Here is an 18,658-nt window from a genome sequence, read left to right on the forward strand (position 1 = left end):
AGCAGACCAGACCTTTGCTGAACACCAATCACCTTCATAGCCCTGATACATTCCATCAATCGGCCTGACGACGCAGGAATGCCGGGATGTCCAGGTAATCCAAGTCATCTTGTGGATTCGGGCTACGCGAGGCCGCAGCACCGGCCTGAGCCTGGTTGCGCATCACGGTAGGGCGGTCCAGATCACGGTAGTTAACCGACGGCAGTTCCTGGCGCGAAGGCGCTGGAGCGGCAGCCGATTGGCTGGCGTGGCTGTTGTGGCCGGTGTGAACGGTATTGTCGATAACCTTCACAGGCTTCTCGATTTTTGCGCCCAGGCCGGTAGCAACCACGGTCACGTGCAGCTCGTCGCGCATGTCCGGGTCGATAACGGTGCCGACCTTGACCATGGCGTGCTCGGAAGCGAAGGCTTCGATGATGCTACCCACGTCGGAGTACTCACCCAGGGACAGGTCAGGGCCGGCGGTGATGTTCACCAGGATGCCGCGTGCACCTTGCAGGTTCACGTCTTCGAGCAACGGGTTGCGAATCGCAGCTTCGGTGGCTTCACGTGCACGGTTAGGACCGCTGGCGCAGCCAGTGCCCATCATCGCCATGCCCATTTCGCTCATGACGGTACGTACGTCGGCGAAGTCGACGTTGATCATGCCCGGGCGCTTGATGATGTCGGAGATACCGCGAACGGCACCGGCCAGTACATCGTCAGCCTTGGCGAAAGCCGACAGCAGGCTGGCGTCCTTACCCAGAATGGTCAGCAGCTTCTCGTTGGGAATGGTGATCAACGAGTCGACGCTTTCAGACAGCAGACGGATGCCTTCGTCGGCGATCTGCATACGCTTGCGGCCTTCGAACGGGAACGGACGCGTCACGACAGCAACGGTCAGAATCCCCATTTCCTTGGCCACTTCGGCAATGATCGGGGCTGCACCGGTACCGGTACCGCCGCCCATGCCGGTGGTGATGAACACCATGTTTGTGCCTTGCAGCACTTCAGCAATACGCTCGCGGTCTTCCAGCGCGGCTTGACGGCCGACTTCCGGGTTGGCGCCAGCGCCGAGGCCCTTGGTCACCGCAGTGCCCAATTGCAGGATGGTCCGCGCGCCGATGCTTTTCAGCGCTTGGGCATCAGTGTTGGCGCAGATGAATTCAACGCCTTCAATGTTGCTCTTGACCATATGGTTGACAGCGTTGCCGCCGCCACCGCCGACACCGATCACTTTGATGACCGGGCTTGCCGGGGATGTTGTCTACGAGTTCGAACATGTTCCCTCTCCTTTCGTTATCTCTAGTTTTTTCGCCTACTGCTTTTTGGTGTTGCGGTGTCGCGGTAAATCTTTAGAAATTGCCTTTGACCCAAGCCTGCAGCCTTTCGAACAACGGCGCTTTCGCTTCGTCGTCGCTGCGGTAGCTGTCACGGATGCTCGGGCCCGACAGGGAAATGCCGTCGGTCTGCTTTTGCAGCCCGTACAACAGCAAGCCCACGCCGGTCGAATAAATCGGGTTGCGCACCACATCGCCGAGGCCTTTGACGCCATGCGGAACGCCCAGGCGCACCGGCATGTGGAAGATTTCTTCGGCCAGTTCGACTGCGCCTTCCATCTTCGAGGTGCCACCGGTCAACACGATGCCGGCCGGGATCAAATCTTCGTAGCCGCTGCGGCGCAGTTCAGCCTGAATCAGCGTGAACAGCTCGTCGTAGCGTGGCTCGACCACTTCGGCCAATGCCTGGCGCGACAGCTCGCGCGGCGGACGATCGCCGACGCTTGGCACTTTGATGGTTTCACCGGCACCGGCGAGTTTGGCCAGGGCGCAGGCGTAGCGAATTTTGATTTCTTCGGCGTACTGGGTCGGGGTACGCAGCGCCATGGCGATGTCGTTGGTGACCTGGTCGCCGGCAATCGGGATCACCGCGGTGTGACGAATCGCACCCTCGGTGAAGATCGCGATGTCGGTGGTGCCGCCGCCGATGTCGACCAGGCACACGCCGAGTTCTTTTTCGTCGTCGGTCAGTACCGAGTAAGCCGAGGCCAACTGCTCAAGAATGATGTCGTCGATTTCGAGGCCGCAGCGACGCACACATTTTTCAATGTTTTGCGCAGCGTTGACGGCGCAGGTCACCACGTGAACCTTGGCTTCCAGGCGTACGCCCGACATGCCCAGCGGCTCGCGAACGCCTTCCTGGTTGTCGATCACGTAGTCCTGCGGCAGGGTGTGCAGCACGCGCTGGTCAGCCGGGATCGCCACGGCCTGGGCGGCGTCAAGCACGCGCTCAAGGTCGGCCGCGCTGACTTCGCGGTCGCGGATCGCCACGATGCCGTGGGAATTCAGGCTGCGGATATGGTTGCCGGCAACGCCGACGAACGCCGAGTGAATCCGGCAACCGGCCATCAGCTGCGCTTCTTCAATCGCGCGCTGGATCGATTGCACGGTGGACTCGATGTTCACCACCACGCCCTTCTTCAGGCCACGGGACGGATGCGTGCCAATACCGACGATTTCGATCGTGCCGTCTTCCCCGACCTCGCCCACCAGCGCCACCACCTTGGAGGTGCCGATATCGAGACCGACGATCATTTTGCCGCTTTGCACGTTTGCCATGGGTCCTGCCTCTTCTTAATTCTTCGCGACAGCGGGTTGCGCTGCCGTGGGCGCAGCCGGTTCACGCCAGCCGACGGCAAGGCCGTTGGCGTAACGCAGGTCGACGCTCGCAATGTTCGTAATCTGTTCTTTCAAGGTCTTGTCATAGATGGCAATAAAGCGGCGCATCTTTTCCACCAAGCGGTCGCGTCCCAGCAACAACTCGATACCCGGGCCGGAACTGCCTGCCCCGGTGGTCAAAAACCAGCTACCCCGTTCACGCAGTTCCAGGCGTGCAATGGAGAAGCCCAGCGGCCGCAGCATCTGGCTCAAGGCCTGGTACTGCTGCATCACTTGCTGTTGCGCCCGTTGCGGCCCGAACAACTGCGGCAGGTGCTCGTAGTTGGCCAGTTCACGCGGGGTGAACGCCTGGCCCTGGTTGTTCAACAGCGCCTCATCACCCCAACGGGCCACGGGCAGTTGTTCTTCCAGGCGGATCGTCACTTGGTCCGGCCATACGCGGCGGACTTCGGCGTGAGCGATCCACGGCATCTGTTCCAGCTCTGAGCGCATACCGGCCAGGTCGATGGTGAAGAAGCTCGCCGCCAGGTACGGGCCGATACGCTGCTGCACCGCTTGCTGGCTGATGTAACTCAAGTCGCCCTGCACGCTGATCTTGGTGATCGGGCGGTCGGCATACGGCAACAAACGCTGTGCGCCTTCGTAAGTACCGAAGCCCAACACCACCAGCAACACCGGCCAGAACAGCGCTTTGATAAAACCAAAGTTGGCTTTGGGCAGGCGCGCCGACATCGGCTCTTTAGCCACCATTCGGCTGGCACCCCGTGGCACCGGCTTGCGGCCGGGTGCTTGTGGGGGCTGATGACGAAGCGATGCGCCGTTCATGTTCTTAGCCTCTAGGCTCAATGCTTGCCGCTAGAATCGCCAGCACCAACTGCTGGAAATCCAGACCGGCTGCACGGGCTGCCATGGGTACCAGGCTGTGGTCGGTCATGCCGGGAGCAGTGTTGACTTCAAGGAACCAGAAATTCCCTTGCTCATCCTGCATCACGTCTGCCCGCGCCCAACCGGCGATACCCAGCGCCTCACAGGCTTTCGCCGTGAGGTCCATCAATTCCTGTTCCTTGTCTGCGTCGAGGCCACACGGAATCCGGTACTGAGTATCGGAAGCCACGTACTTGGCGTCGTAGTCATAAAAGGTATGGGGCGTGCCCAATGCGATAGGCGGCAATACCTGGCCACGCAGGGTGGCGATGGTGAACTCGGGACCTTGAATCCACTGTTCCACCAACACTTGCGAATCATAGGTACTTGCCGCTTTCCATGCGTCGATCAATTCGGCGGCCGAGTTCACTTTGGCCATGCCGATACTGGAGCCTTCATGGGCTGGTTTGACGATCAAAGGCAGGCCCAGTTCCTTGGCTGCAGAAATACAATCGCCTTCGCTGCACAGAACACTGTGACGCGGTGTAGGAATGCCCAAACTGTGCCACACCTGCTTGGTGCGCAGCTTGTCCATGGCCAGTGCCGAGGCAAGAATGCCGCTGCCGGTGTAAGGAATACCGGCGCACTCCAGCAAGCCCTGCATGCTGCCGTCTTCACCGCCACGGCCGTGCAGAATAATGAAGGCGCGGTCGATTTTTTCAGCTTGCAGGCGGGCGAGAAAATCATCGCCCACGTCGATACCGAACGCATCCACGCCGCCGCTCAGCAGTGCTTCAAGCACCGCATTGCCGGACTTGAGCGACACTTCGCGCTCAGCGCTCTTGCCGCCGAACAACACCGCCACGCGGCCGAAATCGGCAGGCGTGATAGTGGAAAACAGGCTGTCGTAATTCATGCTCATTTCGACGTCCCCTGCACAGCTGCGAACAACGGGCTCGCGAGCAATTTAGGCGCAAGGCCGCCGATGTCGCCGGCGCCCTGGCACAGCAGGATGTCACCGGCGCGCAGCAACGGCTTGACGATCGGCGCCAGGTCTACACCACGCTCGATGTAGATCGGGTCCAACTGACCACGCTGACGGATGCTGTTGCACAGCTTGCGGCTGTCGGCACCGGGGATTGGCTCTTCACCGGCCGGGTAGACTTCCATCAACAGCAGCACGTTGGCATCGGCCAATACATTGACGAAATCGTCATACAGGTCGCGCGTACGGCTGTAGCGGTGCGGCTGGTAAACCATCACCAGGCGGCGCTCCGGCCAGCCACCGCGTACGGCTTTGATCACCGCGGCGACTTCGGTTGGGTGGTGACCGTAATCGTCGACCAGCATCACGTCGCCGCCGTCTACCGGCAGTTGGCCGTAGACCTGGAAGCGACGGCCGACACCGGCGAAGCGCGACAGGCCTTCGACGATGGCTTCATCACTGACGCCTTCATCGGAAGCGATGCAGATGGTCGCCAGGGAGTTAAGTACGTTGTGGTTGCCCGGCATGTTCACCGACACATCCAACGGCTCGCGGTCTGGGCGCAGCACGGTGAAGTAGGTTTGCATGCCTGCCTGGCGCACATTGATCGCGCGCACGTCGGCGTCTTCGCTGAAGCCGTAAGTCACGGTCGGACGTTTCACCAGCGGCAGAATTTCGCGCACCACCGGGTCGTCCAGGCACACCACGGCCAAGCCATAGAACGGCAGGTTGTGCAGGAACTCGACGAAGGTTTTCTTCAACTTGTTGAAGTCACCGTCGTAGGTCGCCATGTGGTCTTCGTCGATGTTGGTGACCACCGCAACCATCGGCTGCAGGTGCAGGAAGCTCGCATCACTTTCATCGGCTTCGGCGATCAGGTAACGGCTGGTGCCAAGCTGGGCATTGGTGCCCGCGGCATTCAGACGGCCACCAATCACAAATGTCGGGTCCAGACCACCGGCGGCGAACACCGACGCGATCAGGCTGGTGGTGGTGGTTTTGCCGTGCGTACCGGCGACGGCGATGCCGTGGCGATAGCGCATCAGCTCGGCGAGCATTTCGGCACGCGGCACCACCGGAATACGCCGCTCAAGGGCAGTCGCGACTTCCGGGTTGGAGGTGTTCACGGCGCTTGAAACCACCAGTACATCAGCTTCGGCAGCGTTCTCGGCACGGTGGCCGATGAAGATGTGTGCGCCGAAGGTTTTCAGGCGGTCGGTGACCGGCGACTCTTTCAAGTCAGAGCCGGACACCTGGTAGCCGAGGTTCAGCAGTACTTCGGCAATCCCGCACATGCCCACACCGCCGATGCCGACGAAGTGGATGCGACGGATGCGGCGCATTTCCGGCTGTGGCATGGCTTTCTGATTCTCAACCATGGGCCACCTCCAGGCAAATATCGACCACGGTGCGGGTTGCGTCAGGTTTGGCCAGGCGGCTTGCGGTGCTCGCCATGCTGTTGAGTCGTTCCGGTTGCATCAAAACCTCGGTCAGGCGTGCCGCCAAATCAGCGGCGCCAGTCGTTCTTTGCGGCAGCAGGAAGGCAGCGCCCTCCCCGGCCAAATATTCGGCGTTGCGGGTCTGGTGATCGTCGATCGCGTGGGGCAAAGGCACCAGCAAGGACGGCAGACCGGCGGCGGCCAGTTCACTGACGGTCAGCGCGCCGGAGCGGCAAACCACCAGGTCGGCCCAGCCATAGGCTTGGGCCATGTCTTTGATGAAGGGCTGCACATTGGCCTCAACACCGGCTTCGCGATACCGCGTTGCGGTGACTTCAGCATGCTGCTTGCCAGCTGATGGAACACGTGCGGACGCACTTCCAGCGGGAGTTGCGCCAGCGCTTCAGGCAGCAATTTGTTCAAAGGCTCGGAGCCCAGGCTTCCGCCCAGGATCAACAAGTGCGCCTTGCGCCCGACCAGTGCTTCACGGGCGATGCCCATGAACAGTTCGGTACGCACCGGGTTACCGGTGGTGCGCAATTTGCCCGAGGCGCTAAAGGTCTTCGGAAACGCTTCACACACCCGCGCGGCCAACGGCACCAGCAAGCGGTTGGCGGTGCCAGCGACGGCGTTCTGTTCATGCACGATCACCGGCACGCCGGCGAGCTTGGCCGCCACGCCACCAGGGCCGGTCACGTAACCGCCAAAACCGAGCACGCACACCGGCTGCAATTGGCGAATCACTTTGCGCGCTTGCCACACGGCCTTGAGCAACACAAACGGCGCCTTGAGCAGGGACAATTTGCCCTTGCCACGCAGGCCGGTGACGTTGATCAGGTGCAGCGGCAAACCAGCGTTTGGCACCAACTCGTTTTCGATACCGCGCGGTGTGCCCAACCAGTGCACGCTGTAGCCACGGTTCTGGAATTCACGCGCGCACGCCAGGGCCGGGAACACATGGCCCCCGGTGCCGCCCGCCATGATCAGCACGTTAGCGCCCATGGGTCGGCTCCTCGGCGAAGTCGCTTTCGCTGAACTCCATCTCTTCGCTGCCCAAGTGGGTTCGACTCTCCCACTCGATGCGCAGCAACAAACCAAGGCACGCGCAGCAAATCACCAACGAACTGCCGCCGTAACTGAGGAACGGCAAGGTCAGGCCCTTGGTCGGCAGCAGGCCGACGTTCACACCGATGTTGATCAGGAACTGGCCGATCCACAGGAACGACAAGCCGTACGCCACGTACGCGGCGAAATACTGTTTGGCCTTCTCGGCCCACAAGCCGATGTACATGCCGCGTACACACACGAACACGAACAGCGCGACGGTGCACAGCGAACCGACTACGCCGAGCTCTTCGGCGAGTACCGAGAACACGAAGTCGGTGTGCGCTTCCGGCAGGTAAAACTGCTTCTGCACGCTGTTGCCCAACCCCACGCCCAACCATTCGCCGCGACCGAAAGCGATCAGCGCCTGGGTCAACTGGTAGCCGGAACCGAACTGGTCGGACCACGGGTCGGTAAAGGTAATCAGGCGGGCCATCCGGTAGGGTTGCGCCTGCACCAGCACCGTCACGGCGGCCACGGCCAACACCACCATCAAGGTGAAGCGGAACAGGCCCACGCCACCGAGAAACAGCATCGCTGCGGCCGCGCCCATCATCACGACGGTGGCACCGAAGTCGGGCTCCATCAGCAACAGGCCGGCCATTGGCAGCAGCACGATGAACGGTTTGAAAAAGCCCATCCAGCTTTCGCGGACTTCTTTCTGGCGGCGCACCAGGTAACCGGCGAGGTAGATCACCACGAACACCTTGGCGATTTCCGATGGCTGTACGTTGAACGCACCGAAGCCGATCCAGCGCATCGAACCGTTCACCTCGCGCCCGATGCCCGGCAGGATCACCATGATCAGCAGGCCGAACGCACCGATCAGCATCAACCAACCCAGGCGCTGCCAGGTGGCGATGGGAATCATCATGGTGACAATGCACGCACCGAGGCCAATCACCAGGTACACCAAGTGACGGATCATCATGTACAGGGTGTTGCCCGACTGCACGGCGGCCACTTCGGAGGACGCGAGGTGATCATCACCAGCCCAAGGCCAAGCAGCGCGAGGCAACCGGCAAGCATCGGGAAATCAAGGTCGATGCCACGCCCGGTGATGATCGGCGACGGGTACGGCTTGATGATATTTCTGAAATTCATGCCAAGGCCTCCACGGCGCGGGCGAACAGCTGGCCGCGCTCTTCGTAGTGCTTGAACATGTCGAAACTGGCGCACGCCGGCGACAGCAGCACCGCATCGCCGGGCTGAGCCAGGGCTTTGCAGTGGGCAATTGCATCGTCCAAAGAGGTCGAGCGAATTTGCGGCACGGCGTCGCCGAGGGCGGCAGCGATCAAATCGGCATCGCGGCCGATCAGCACCACAGCGCGGCAATGCGCAGCCACAGGACCTTTAAGGTCCTTGAAATCGGCGCCTTTGCCGTCGCCACCGGCGATCAGCACCAGCTTGCCGTCGATGTCGGCACCCAAGCCTTCGATGGCAGCCAATGCGGCGCCGACGTTGGTGGCTTTGGAGTCGTTGTAATAGCTGACGCCGTTGAGGTCGCGTACCCATTGGCAGCGATGCTCAAGCCCGCCGAACGTGCGCAAGCTGGACAGCATGGCATCGAACGGCAGGCCGACGGCATGCCCCAAAGCCAAAGCCGCGAGGGCGTTGGACTGGTTATGCGCGCCACGGATTTTCAGCTCGCGCACCGGCATCAGGTTCTGGAATTCGAAGGCCAGGTATTTCTCGCCGTTCTCTTCGCGAATGCCGAAGGCTTTGAAGTCGGGTTTGCTCAGGCCGAAGGTCCAGCACGGCAGGCCCTCGCCCATCAACGGACGGCTGAGGGCATCCTGACGGTTGACCACCACTTGCCGGGCGCCACGGAAGATCCGGTGCTTGGCCAGGTGATAAGCCGGCAGGCCGCTGTAGCGGTCCATGTGGTCTTCGCTGACGTTCAACACGGTGGCCACTTCAGCGCCGAGGTCATGGGTGGTTTCCAGTTGGAAACTCGACAGCTCCATCACGTACAGCTCGACGTCGTCACTCAGCAAGTCCAGCGCCGGTGTGCCGAGGTTGCCGCCCACCGCCACGCGCTTGCCGGCCGCAGCCGCCATGTCGCCAACCAGTGTGGTCACGGTGCTTTTCGCGTTTGAACCGCTGATGGCCACAATCGGCGCCTTCGCGTTACGCGCGAACAGCTCAATATCGCCGGAGAGCTTCACGCCACGCGCCGCTGCAGCTTGCAGAGCGGGTGTCGCCAGGGCCAGGCCAGGGCTCACGTAGAGCTCGTCGGCGCGGCACAGAAACTCGACGTCCAGTTCGCCACAACGCACTTCCACGTGCGGGTAGTCACGGCGCAGCGTGACCAGCTCCGGTGGATTTTCCCGCGTATCGGCCACGGCAAACGACGTGCCCCGGTTCGCCAGGAAGCGAACCAGGGACATGCCGCTCTTGCCGAGGCCGACAACGATGCGGAAGTGGTCTGAAGCGATCAGGGACACTCGTTTCTACCTCAGTTTCAGGGTGGCAAGGCCGACCAATACCAGAATCACGGTGATGATCCAGAAACGGACAATCACGCGCGGCTCAGGCCAGCCCTTGAGTTCAAAGTGGTGGTGAATCGGCGCCATGCGAAATACCCGGCGCCCGGTCAATTTGAAGGAGGCCACCTGGATGACCACCGACAGGGTTTCCATCACGAACACACCGCCCATGATGAACAGCACGATTTCCTGGCGGACGATCACCGCGATGGTGCCCAAGGCTGCGCCCAGCGCCAGTGCGCCGACGTCGCCCATGAAAACTTGCGCCGGGTAGGTGTTGAACCACAGGAACCCGAGGCCGGCACCGATCAGCGCGCCGCAGAACACAATCAGCTCACCCGCGCCCGGTACATATGGGATCAGCAGGTATTCGGCGAATTTCACGTTACCCGACAGGTAGCAGAAAATGCCCAGCGCACCGCCGACCATCACGGTCGGCATGATCGCCAAACCGTCGAGGCCGTCGGTCAGGTTGACCGCGTTGCTGGAGCCGACGATCACAAAGTAGGTCAGCACCACAAAACCAATGCCCAGCGGGATGCTGGCGTCCTTGAGCATCGGGATGATCAAGGTGGTCTCGACTGCGCTCGGCGCCGTCGTGTAAAGGAAGATCGCGGCGGCAAGGCCAAACACCGACTGCCAGAAATACTTCCAGCGGCTTGGCAGCCCTTTGGAGTTTTTCTCGATCACTTTGCGGTAGTCGTCCACCCAGCCGATGGCGCCGAACAACAGGGTCACCAGCAACACCGTCCAGACGTAACGGTTGTGCAAGTCAGCCCAGAGCAAGGTGCTGATGCCGATGGACGACAGGATCAGCGCGCCGCCCATGGTCGGGGTGCCGGATTTGGACAGGTGCGACTGCGGGCCGTCATTACGAACCGATTGACCAATTTGCAGGTTCTGCAGGGTGCGGATCATCCACGGCCCCAGGAACAGCGACAGAGACAGCGCGGTCAGCACACCCAGAATCCCGCGCAGGGTCAGGTACTGAAAGACCGCAAAGCCTTTGTGGAACTGTTGCAGATACTCAGCCAGCAGCAGCAGCATTAATGTTTCTCCGTACTTGAGCCACACAAAGCCGCGACGACGTTTTCCATCACCGCGCTGCGCGATCCCTTGATCAAAATAGTGGTGTGTGGGTCTTGCTCAGCCGCACTCAGCGCCTGAATCAACTCGGCTTGGGTCGCAAAATGCCGCGCACCCAGGCCGAATGCATCAACCGCGTGTGCCATGTTCGGGCCGACCGCATACAGGGCGTCGACCTTATCGCTGGCGTAGGCACCGACTTCGCGATGGCCTTGCTCAGCCCAATCGCCCAGCTCGCCGATGTCACCGAGTACCAAAACCTTGCGCCCGGCAAACGTTTTGAGCAGGTCAACAGCGGCATTAACCGAGGACGGGTTGGCGTTGTAGGTGTCGTCGATCACGCGCATGCCGTTGCTCGCCAGTTGCGCGACCGTGCGGCCCTTGACCGGCTGCACCGCGCCCAAGCCGGTGGCGATACCGAACAGCGACACACCCAGGGCGTGCGCAGCAGCAGCGGCGGCCAAGGCATTGGCGACGTTATGGTTGCCGAGCAAATTCAGTTGCACGTGTTCGTTACCTTGCGGGGTGTGCAAGGTAAAGGAGGGGCAACCACGCGCATCGACGGTGACAGCCGAGGCGTGAACATCAGCCGCCGCGTTGAGCACGGCAAACGTCAAGACCTTGCGCCCGGCGGCGCGTACACGCCAGGTTTCGAAAGCCTTGTCGTCGAGGTTCAATACGGCGGTGCCCGAAGCATCAAGGCCTTCAAGGATTTCGCCCTTGGCTTCGACGATTTTTTGCGGGCCGCCGAACTCGCCAACGTGCGCAGTACCGGCGTTGTTGATAATTGCTACGTGGGGCTTGGTCAGCGCCACGGTGTAGGCGATTTCGCCGACGCGCGAAGCACCCAGCTCGATAACCGCCGCCGTATGCTCCGGGGCCAGTTCGAGCAGGGTCAGCGGCGCGCCGAAATCATTGTTCAGGTTGCCACGGGTCGCCAATACCGGCCCACGCGTACGCAGAATACCGGCCAGCAATTCCTTGACCGTGGTTTTGCCGCTGGAGCCAGTGACTGCCGCAACCGGCTTGTTAAAGGCGGCGCGGTTCAGTGCACCGAGTTGCCCAAGGGCCAGGCGAGTGTCGGCGACCAACAATTGCGGCAAGGTCGAATCTGCCACTTCACGCTGCACCAATGCGGCGGCGGCACCTTTGGCGGCGACTTCATTCAGGTAGTCGTGACCATCGAAACGCGGGCCTGTCAGCGCGACAAATAATTGCCCCGGCTGGATGTTACGGCTGTCGATACTGACGCCGTCGAAGCTGCAATCGCTCGACACTACGCGGCCGACAGGGCCTGGGTCAGTTCGCTGAACTTCATCGCTTTAAGCATGGGCAAGCTCCCAGGCAGCCAGGGCGCGCTCGGCCTCGACCAGATCGGAGAAAGCCTGGCGTTCGCCGTTGATTTCCTGGTAGTCCTCGTGGCCTTTACCGGCCAGTACCACCACGTCATCGGCGCTGGCGCCGGCGATCAGTTGGGCAATGGCTGCGCCGCGACCGGCGACGAAGGTCACCTTGGACGCATCGTTAAAGCCTGCACGAATGTCGTCGAAAATCTGGCTTGGGGCTTCGCTGCGCGGGTTGTCGTCGGTCACCAGCACGCCATCGGCCAAACGCTCGACAATCTCGGCCATCAATGGGCGTTTGCCGCGATCACGGTCACCGCCGCAGCCGAACAGGCAAAGCAATTTGCCCTTGGCGTGAGGGCGCAGGGCTTCGAGGACTTTTTCCAGCGCGTCCGGGGTGTGCGCGTAATCGACCACCACCAGCGGCTGGGTGCCGCCACCCAAACGCTGCATGCGACCGACCGGGCCTTCGAGCTTGGGCAGCACACGCAGGATTTCATCCAGCGCGTAATCCAGGCCGAGCAGCGCGCCGATGGCGGCAAGCACGTTGCTCAGGTTGAAGCGCCCGAGCAAGGTGCTGCGCAAGTGATGCTCGCCTTGTGGCGTAACCAACGTGGCGCGCACGCCTTCGTCGTTAAATTGGGCTTCGCGGCAATACAGATAAGCGCTGGCGTCTTCCAGGCTGTAGCTGATCAGGCGCGCCTCGCTGTCTTCGGCCGCCAGCTGCGACCGAATGCGTCATCGAGGTTGACCACTCGGCACTTCAAATCATTCCAGGCAAACAGCTTGGCCTTGGCCGCGGCATAGGCCTGCAGGGTGCGTGGTAATCCAGGTGGTCGCGCGACAAGTTGGTCATCACCGCCACGTCAAAGGCCAAGGCCGTAACGCGCCCCTGGTCGAGGCCGTGGGAGGAGACTTCCATGGCGACCGCCTTGGCACCGGCCTTTTTCAGGTCGGCCAGGGTGGCTTGCACCGCAATCGGGTTGGGCGTGGTGTGCATGCCGCTTTGCAGCGCGCCATAAAAGCCGGTGCCCAGCGTGCCGACAATGCCGCAGTGCTGGCCCAGCAGGTCAAGCGCTTGCGCGACCAGTTGGGTCACACTGGTTTTGCCATTGGTGCCGGTCACGCCCACCAGGTTCAATTGACGGCTCGGGTCGCCATAAAAACGCCCGGCAATATCCGACAGTTGCGCCGCCAGGCCTTTGACCGGAATCAACGGCACGTCGGTGATCGGCAGCACGGTGGCGCCTTCCACTTCATACGCCACTGCCGCCGCACCGCGTTGCAACGCATCGGCGATGTGCGCACGGCCATCGAACTTGCCGCCAGGCACCGCCAGGAACAGGTCACCGGCGCGTACATTACGGCTGTCCAGGCTCAACTCGCGAATCAGCAGATCGCGGCCGGCATGTGCAAAAATCTTGTTCAAGCTAAGTGACATCAGCCGCGCCCTCCATTGGCTTTGGCAGCAGCGGCCGGTGGCCCGGCGTTCGCCTGTTGAGTCGGCGGCAGGTTGTCCGGCGTGATGTTCATCAGGCGCAGGGTGCCGGACATCACTTTGCTGAACACCGGCGCCGAGACCAGGCCACCGAAGTAGCCGGCCTTGCTCGGCTCATCAATCACGACCACGATGGCGTAGCGCGGGTCGCTCATCGGGCCGAAGCCTGCGAACAGCGAACGATAAGAGTTTTCGGCATAACCCTTGGTGCCCACCGAGGTTTTACGCGCGGTACCGGACTTGCCTGCCACGTGATACGCCGGCACCTGCGCACGGAAGACGCCGCGCGGTGCTTCGATCACTTGTTGCAGCATGCCTTGCATGGTCTTGGCGACGTTTTCCGGAATCACCTGGGTGGCTTTCGGCGCTTCGTCTACGTGGATCAGACTTAAAGGAACCATCCGACCGTTATTGGCCAATACAGAGAAAGCATGCGCCAGTTGGATCGCGGTCACCGACAGGCCGTAGCCATAGGACAGCGTGGCGGTCTCGGCTTTTTTCCAGTCGCGGTAGTTCGGCAGGTTGCCCACGCGCTCCCCCGGGAAGTCGAGACCGGTGGGTTGGCCCAAGCCGATTTTCTGCGCGAGGTGGTAAATGGTTTCGCCACCAATATCGAAGGCGACCTTACTCATGCCGACGTTACTGGAGTTGATCAAAATACCGGTCAAATCGAGCACCGGGCCTTCGGTACGCGATACGTCGCGAATGGTGTATTTGCCCAACTGCAGCGTGCCTGGGTACACCTCGACTTTGTCGCTCGGCTTCCAGCGCCCGGTTTCCAGAGCGGCACTCATGGAGATGGCTTTCATGGTCGAACCTGGCTCAAACACGTCGATCATTGCGCGGTTACGCATCATCGCCGGTTGCAGGTTGCGACGGTTGTTCGGGTTGTAGGTCGGCTGGTTGACCATGGCGAGGATCTCGCCGGTCTTCACGTCCATGATCACCAGGCTACCGGCCTTGGCACCGTTCTCGATGATCGCGTTACGCAGCTCGCGGTTGGCCAGGTACTGCAGGCGCAGGTCAATCGACAACGCCAAGGGCTTGCCGGCCTTGGCGTTTTTGGTGACTTGCACATCCTTGATCAGTCTGCCGCGCCGGTCCTTGATGACCTGCCGTTTGCCAGGCACACCCGCCAGCCATTCATCGTAGGCCAGCTCTACACCTTCGCGGCCATGGTCATCAATGTCGGTAAAGCCGACCATATGCGCGGTGGTTTCACCGGCGGGGTAGAAACGACGAAATTCCTCGATGCCATAGACACCGGGGACTTTAAGGTCGAGCACTTGTTGGCCCTGCTCAGGCGTGAGCCCGCGAACCAGGTAGATGAACTCTTTGTTGGCCTGGGCTTCCAGGCGCTCGGCCAAGGCTTTTGGGTCCTGGCCCAACGCGGAAGCCAGCTGTGGCCATTTTTCCTTGGCGGTTTGCAGTTCCTTGGCGTTGGCCCACAGCGTGGTCACCGGCGTGCTCACGGCCAGCGGTTCGCCGTTACGGTCGGTGATCAAACCGCGGTGCGCAGGAATCGGGATATGCCGCAGGCTACGCGCGTCGCCCTGACCGATCAGGAAGTCACGATCGATCACTTGCAGGTCAATGATGCGCCAGGCAATTGCGCCGACCATCAGCGCCAGCAGGCCGATCATCAGGCGGAAGCGCCACGGGTAGAGTGCACCCTCAAGTTTCATCATGGCGCCACCATGCGAACGTCGGCGGCGCTTGGAATGTGCATCTTCAACTGCTCAGTCGCCAGCACTTCAATGCGGCTATGCGCGGTCCAGGTGCTTTGTTCGAGAATCAGCCGACCCCATTCCGCTTGCGCTTTGTCACGCACGCTCAATTCCCCATAGAGGGTATTGAGCAGTTGGCGGTTGTAGTGGGCGCTGTAGGACACCGCAATCGCGGACACCAGCACGCCGACAAACAGCAGCAACATAAAGAAGCTGCCGCCCGGCAGGGGTTTGGCGAAAAGCTTGCTCACCGCAACTTCTCCGCGACACGCATGACAGCGCTGCGCGAACGTGGGTTGGCCTTGAGTTCAGCTTCAGAAGCGAACTGCGCCTTGCCATGGATTTTAATTTTCGGCACGAAGGCTTCAAACCGTACCGGCAGGTTGCGCGGCAGGTTATCCGACTCGCCCTTGACCAGGCGGCGCATGAACAGTTTGACGATGCGGTCTTCCAGGGAGTGGAAGCTGATCACTACCAGGCGACCGCCAACTTCGAGGGCTTCCAACGCGGCTTCGAGACCAGCCTCAAGATCGCCCAGTTCGTTGTTGACGTGAATGCGCAGGCCCTGAAACGCACGGGTCGCCGGGTTCTTGCCCTTTTCCCATGCCGGGTTGGCGACTTTCAGCACTTCGGCCAAGTCAGCGGTGCGTTCAAACGGCTGGATTTCGCGGCGCTCGACCACGGCACGTGCCATGCGGCCGGCGAAACGCTCTTCACCGTACTCTTTGAACACACGGGTAATTTCTTCGTGGGGCGCGGTGGCGATGAACTGGGCAGCACTGACGCCGCGCGTCGGGTCCATGCGCATGTCGAGCGGGCCGTCGTTCATGAAACTGAAGCCACGCTCCGGGTCATCGAGTTGCGGCGAGGACACGCCCAAGTCGAGCAAAACCCCGGCCACCTTGCCTGCCATGCCGCGCTCGGCGACTTCGGCACCCAGCTCGGCAAAGCTGCGCTGTACAACGACAAAGCGGCCGTCTTCGGCCGCTAGCGCTTGCCCGGTGGCAATCGCTTGAGGGTCTTTGTCAAACCCGAGGAGTTTGCCGTCTGGCCCGAGCTGGCTGAGTATCAACCGGCTGTGCCCGCCCCTGCCGAACGTGCCATCCAAATAGCAGCCATCCGCGCGTACGGCGAGAGCCTCAACGGCTTCGTCAAGCAGTACGGTGATGTGGTTAAAGCCGCTATCAATAGTCACAGGATCAAATCACGCAGTTCATCAGGCATAGCGCCCGGTTGTTGAATAGCCGCCAAGTCAGCTGCAGAAACAGCGTCCCAGGCACCTTCGTCCCACAATTGGAACTTGTTCAGTTGGCCGACCAGCATTGCGTGCTTGTCGAGCTTGGCGTACTCGCGCAAACGCGGCGGGACCAGGAAACGACCACTGCCATCGAGATCGAGGTCGACGGCATTACCAATCAGCAAGCGTTGCAGCCGGCGGTTTTCTTCACGCAATGAAGGCAGAGCGCGCAGTTTGGTTTCAATCAACTCCCACTCATCGAGCGGGTAAACACATAAACAAGGGTCAACGGCATCAATGGTGATGATTAATTGCCCGGAACTTCGCGAAATCAGCTCGTCACGATACCGGCTCGGCATAGCGAGACGGCCTTTTGCATCGAGACTGATAGCGTTAGCTCCGCGAAACACAGGTGCGTTTCTCCAAATTTTAGCGTTTTACGTTCAAAAAACCCACTTTGTGCCACTTTCCGCCACTTGCGCACACTATAGGAATGCGCCCACCACACCGTCAAGGCGCGGATTCAAGGAAAAGCCTTACAGAACGGAGATTTAGGAGCGTAAAAGGAGGAGAAACCAGAGTTCGACGATGTTTTTGACTCAACAACCGCAAATAGCTCATAGAGCTAGGGCTTAAAGTTAAAGTGATTTATTAAGAGTAAGATTTTTTTGGTATTACGAAGACGCATCTGCCAATGATTTGGCAGGGAGGGATTCTTGCGTTGCTACCGGATTTCTGACCGAGATTCGGGCAGAAGGAAAAAGGTGGAGAGTCGATCTGTAAGCCGGGTTCTGTCTTGAACAGTCATTCGTCTACGATGGCCATCACTGGACATCTTTAGCAACCTACCCGGTCCCAGCGCGGGCCACGCCTTGGGACCCTATTTGGTCTTGCTCCAAGTGGGGTTTACCTAGCCACGAACTGTTGCCAGTCGTGCGGTGCGCTCTTACCGCACCTTTTCACCCTTACCGGCACCGAAGTGCTTAGGCGGTTATTTTCTGTGGCACTTTCCGTAGGCTCACGCCTCCCAGGCATTACCTGGCACTTCGCCCTATGGAGCCCGGACTTTCCTCCCCCCCCTAATTTTCATAGAGGGCAGCGACTGTCCAATCGACTCTCCGCCGCAAAGGTTAACGGCACGACGGGCTTAGGACAAGTATTAAAAGTGCAGCAATGCCATCACGTTCAGACCAAATACCGTTTTAACCCCGGAACTATTCGACCTTCTGTTTATCAAGCGCCACTTGATACAGCACATTTTTTCGCACCCCGGTAATTTCCGCAGCCAGTGCAGCCGCCCGCTTCAGCGGCATCTCTTTAAGCAGCAAATCCAGAATCCGCATGGCCTCACTGCCTACCGCGTCTTCATTCTCTGGTGGCGTCCAGCCGGCCACCAACACCACACACTCACCACGCTGCTGGTTGCTATCGCCCTCGACAAAAGCGCGCAGCTCTTCCAGCGGCAAGCCCTTGAGAGTTTCGAAGGTTTTGGTCAACTCGCGGGCCAACAGCGCCAGGCGCTCGCCACCGAACACCAACTCCATGTCTTGCAGGCATTCGAGGATGCGGTGCGGCGCTTCGTAAAAGATCAGCGTGCGCGGTTCTTCCTTCAGGGCTTGAAGGCGCGCGCGCCGCCCAACGGCCTTGGCCGGCAGGAAACCCTCGAAGATAAACCGGTCCGATGGCAACCCTGCAGCAGATAAAGCAGCAATCAGCGCGCACGCTCCCGGAACAGGCACTACATTGATACCAGCCGCGCGCGCCTGGCGGACGAGGTGGTAGCCCGGGTCGGAAATCAACGGCGTGCCGGCATCGGAGATCAACGCCACATCATCACCGGCCAATAGACGGGTGATAAACCGGCTGCCTTCTTCGCGCTCGTTATGCTCGTGGCACGCGGCCAATGGCGTGCTGATACCAAAATGCTGCATTAAACGTTGGGAGTGCCGTGTGTCTTCCGCCGCGACCAATTTAACCTCGCGCAACACTTTAAGCGCCCGAGCACTGATGTCGTCCAGGTTGCCAATGGGCGTCGCCACCACAAATAGCGAGCCTGCAGTGGAATTCAAAGGACCTGGAGCAGTCAAAACGCACACCTCGATGGTTGGCAAAAGTGCCATTGTAGCGCGTAGGCGCCTTTAAAATATGCCCTCAACGCCATTGCCTTTTCAGCTGTCGATGTCCGTTTGCAACAATTGCACGACCTAAATCGACGGTTTAATGCCACTA

Annotated in this window: 11 protein-coding genes, 1 other RNA gene and 5 pseudogenes; all 17 read right to left on the reverse strand. The window is 60.6% G+C overall.

Annotated features, from left to right (window positions below; genetic code table 11):
- Nucleotides 1-55 precede the first annotated feature (55 nt).
- Nucleotides 56-1,262 (reverse strand): annotated as a pseudogene (gene ftsZ, locus F0169_RS09285) (cell division protein FtsZ).
- 72 nt (nucleotides 1,263-1,334) lie between these two features.
- Entirely contained in the window at nucleotides 1,335-2,597 is a 1,263-nt protein-coding gene (gene ftsA, locus F0169_RS09290) for a cell division protein FtsA (protein WP_057724626.1), read from the reverse strand.
- Between the two features lie 15 nt (nucleotides 2,598-2,612).
- On the reverse strand, nucleotides 2,613-3,482 hold the full coding sequence (locus tag F0169_RS09295; protein WP_058414263.1) for a cell division protein FtsQ/DivIB: 870 nt from the start codon (nucleotides 3,480-3,482) through the stop codon (nucleotides 2,613-2,615).
- Nucleotides 3,483-3,486: 4 nt separating this feature from the next.
- Nucleotides 3,487-4,443 (reverse strand): D-alanine--D-alanine ligase, encoded by a 957-nt coding sequence (locus tag F0169_RS09300; RefSeq protein ID WP_152746325.1) that lies wholly within the window; start codon nucleotides 4,441-4,443, stop codon nucleotides 3,487-3,489.
- Nucleotides 4,440-5,885, reverse strand: a complete 1,446-nt coding sequence (gene murC, locus F0169_RS09305; protein ID WP_099240300.1) for a UDP-N-acetylmuramate--L-alanine ligase — start codon at nucleotides 5,883-5,885, stop codon at nucleotides 4,440-4,442. The genes F0169_RS09300 and murC overlap by 4 nt, the downstream gene beginning before the upstream one ends.
- Nucleotides 5,878-6,947 (reverse strand): annotated as a pseudogene (gene murG, locus F0169_RS09310) (undecaprenyldiphospho-muramoylpentapeptide beta-N-acetylglucosaminyltransferase). The gene murC and the pseudogene murG overlap by 8 nt, the downstream one beginning before the upstream one ends.
- Nucleotides 6,937-8,153: pseudogene (ftsW, locus tag F0169_RS09315) on the reverse strand (putative lipid II flippase FtsW). Before ftsW ends, murG begins: the two co-directional pseudogenes overlap by 11 nt.
- Nucleotides 8,150-9,496 (reverse strand): UDP-N-acetylmuramoyl-L-alanine--D-glutamate ligase, encoded by a 1,347-nt coding sequence (murD, locus tag F0169_RS09320; RefSeq protein WP_172979383.1) that lies wholly within the window; start codon nucleotides 9,494-9,496, stop codon nucleotides 8,150-8,152. Before murD ends, ftsW begins: the two are co-directional and overlap by 4 nt.
- Before the next feature lie 6 nt (nucleotides 9,497-9,502).
- Nucleotides 9,503-10,585, reverse strand: a complete 1,083-nt coding sequence (mraY, locus tag F0169_RS09325) for a phospho-N-acetylmuramoyl-pentapeptide-transferase (RefSeq protein WP_058414269.1) — start codon at nucleotides 10,583-10,585, stop codon at nucleotides 9,503-9,505.
- Nucleotides 10,585-11,954: pseudogene (locus F0169_RS09330) on the reverse strand (UDP-N-acetylmuramoyl-tripeptide--D-alanyl-D-alanine ligase). Before F0169_RS09330 ends, mraY begins: the two are co-directional and overlap by 1 nt.
- Nucleotides 11,947-13,408 (reverse strand): annotated as a pseudogene (locus F0169_RS09335) (UDP-N-acetylmuramoyl-L-alanyl-D-glutamate--2,6-diaminopimelate ligase). The pseudogenes F0169_RS09330 and F0169_RS09335 overlap by 8 nt, the downstream one beginning before the upstream one ends.
- Entirely contained in the window at nucleotides 13,408-15,150 is a 1,743-nt protein-coding gene (locus F0169_RS09340; protein WP_162839879.1) for a peptidoglycan D,D-transpeptidase FtsI family protein, read from the reverse strand. Before F0169_RS09340 ends, F0169_RS09335 begins: the two are co-directional and overlap by 1 nt.
- Nucleotides 15,150-15,443 carry a cell division protein FtsL gene (gene ftsL, locus F0169_RS09345; RefSeq protein WP_058414273.1) on the reverse strand — a complete coding sequence of 98 codons (294 nt, stop codon included), beginning with the start codon at nucleotides 15,441-15,443 and terminating at the stop codon, nucleotides 15,150-15,152. The genes F0169_RS09340 and ftsL overlap by 1 nt, the downstream gene beginning before the upstream one ends.
- Nucleotides 15,440-16,387 carry a 16S rRNA (cytosine(1402)-N(4))-methyltransferase RsmH gene (gene rsmH, locus F0169_RS09350; protein ID WP_058414274.1) on the reverse strand — a complete coding sequence of 316 codons (948 nt, stop codon included), beginning with the start codon at nucleotides 16,385-16,387 and terminating at the stop codon, nucleotides 15,440-15,442. The genes ftsL and rsmH overlap by 4 nt, the downstream gene beginning before the upstream one ends.
- Entirely contained in the window at nucleotides 16,384-16,839 is a 456-nt protein-coding gene (mraZ, locus tag F0169_RS09355; protein ID WP_172979384.1) for a division/cell wall cluster transcriptional repressor MraZ, read from the reverse strand. Before mraZ ends, rsmH begins: the two co-directional genes overlap by 4 nt.
- A gap of 354 nt (nucleotides 16,840-17,193) precedes the next feature.
- An RNA gene (gene rnpB, locus F0169_RS09360) (RNase P RNA component class A) lies at nucleotides 17,194-17,547 on the reverse strand.
- A gap of 96 nt (nucleotides 17,548-17,643) precedes the next feature.
- Complete coding sequence (gene rsmI, locus F0169_RS09365; protein WP_161936713.1) at nucleotides 17,644-18,549, reverse strand: 16S rRNA (cytidine(1402)-2'-O)-methyltransferase; 906 nt, start codon at nucleotides 18,547-18,549, stop codon at nucleotides 17,644-17,646.
- Between the last annotated feature and the right edge of the window lie 109 nt (nucleotides 18,550-18,658).

Source organism: Pseudomonas kitaguniensis (genome assembly GCF_009296165.1).
Taxonomy (GTDB): domain Bacteria; phylum Pseudomonadota; class Gammaproteobacteria; order Pseudomonadales; family Pseudomonadaceae; genus Aquipseudomonas; species Aquipseudomonas kitaguniensis.

Coding starts and splice junctions, on each gene's coding strand:
- ftsA (WP_057724626.1), bottom strand. CDS start 2,597: ATGGCAAACGTGCAAAGCGGCAAAATGATCGTCGGTCTCGATATCGGC.
- F0169_RS09295 (WP_058414263.1), bottom strand. CDS start 3,482: ATGAACGGCGCATCGCTTCGTCATCAGCCCCCACAAGCACCCGGCCGC.
- F0169_RS09300 (WP_152746325.1), bottom strand. CDS start 4,443: ATGAGCATGAATTACGACAGCCTGTTTTCCACTATCACGCCTGCCGAT.
- murC (WP_099240300.1), bottom strand. CDS start 5,885: ATGGTTGAGAATCAGAAAGCCATGCCACAGCCGGAAATGCGCCGCATC.
- mraY (WP_058414269.1), bottom strand. CDS start 10,585: ATGCTGCTGCTGCTGGCTGAGTATCTGCAACAGTTCCACAAAGGCTTT.
- F0169_RS09340 (WP_162839879.1), bottom strand. CDS start 15,150: ATGAAACTTGAGGGTGCACTCTACCCGTGGCGCTTCCGCCTGATGATC.
- rsmI (WP_161936713.1), bottom strand. CDS start 18,549: ATGGCACTTTTGCCAACCATCGAGGTGTGCGTTTTGACTGCTCCAGGT.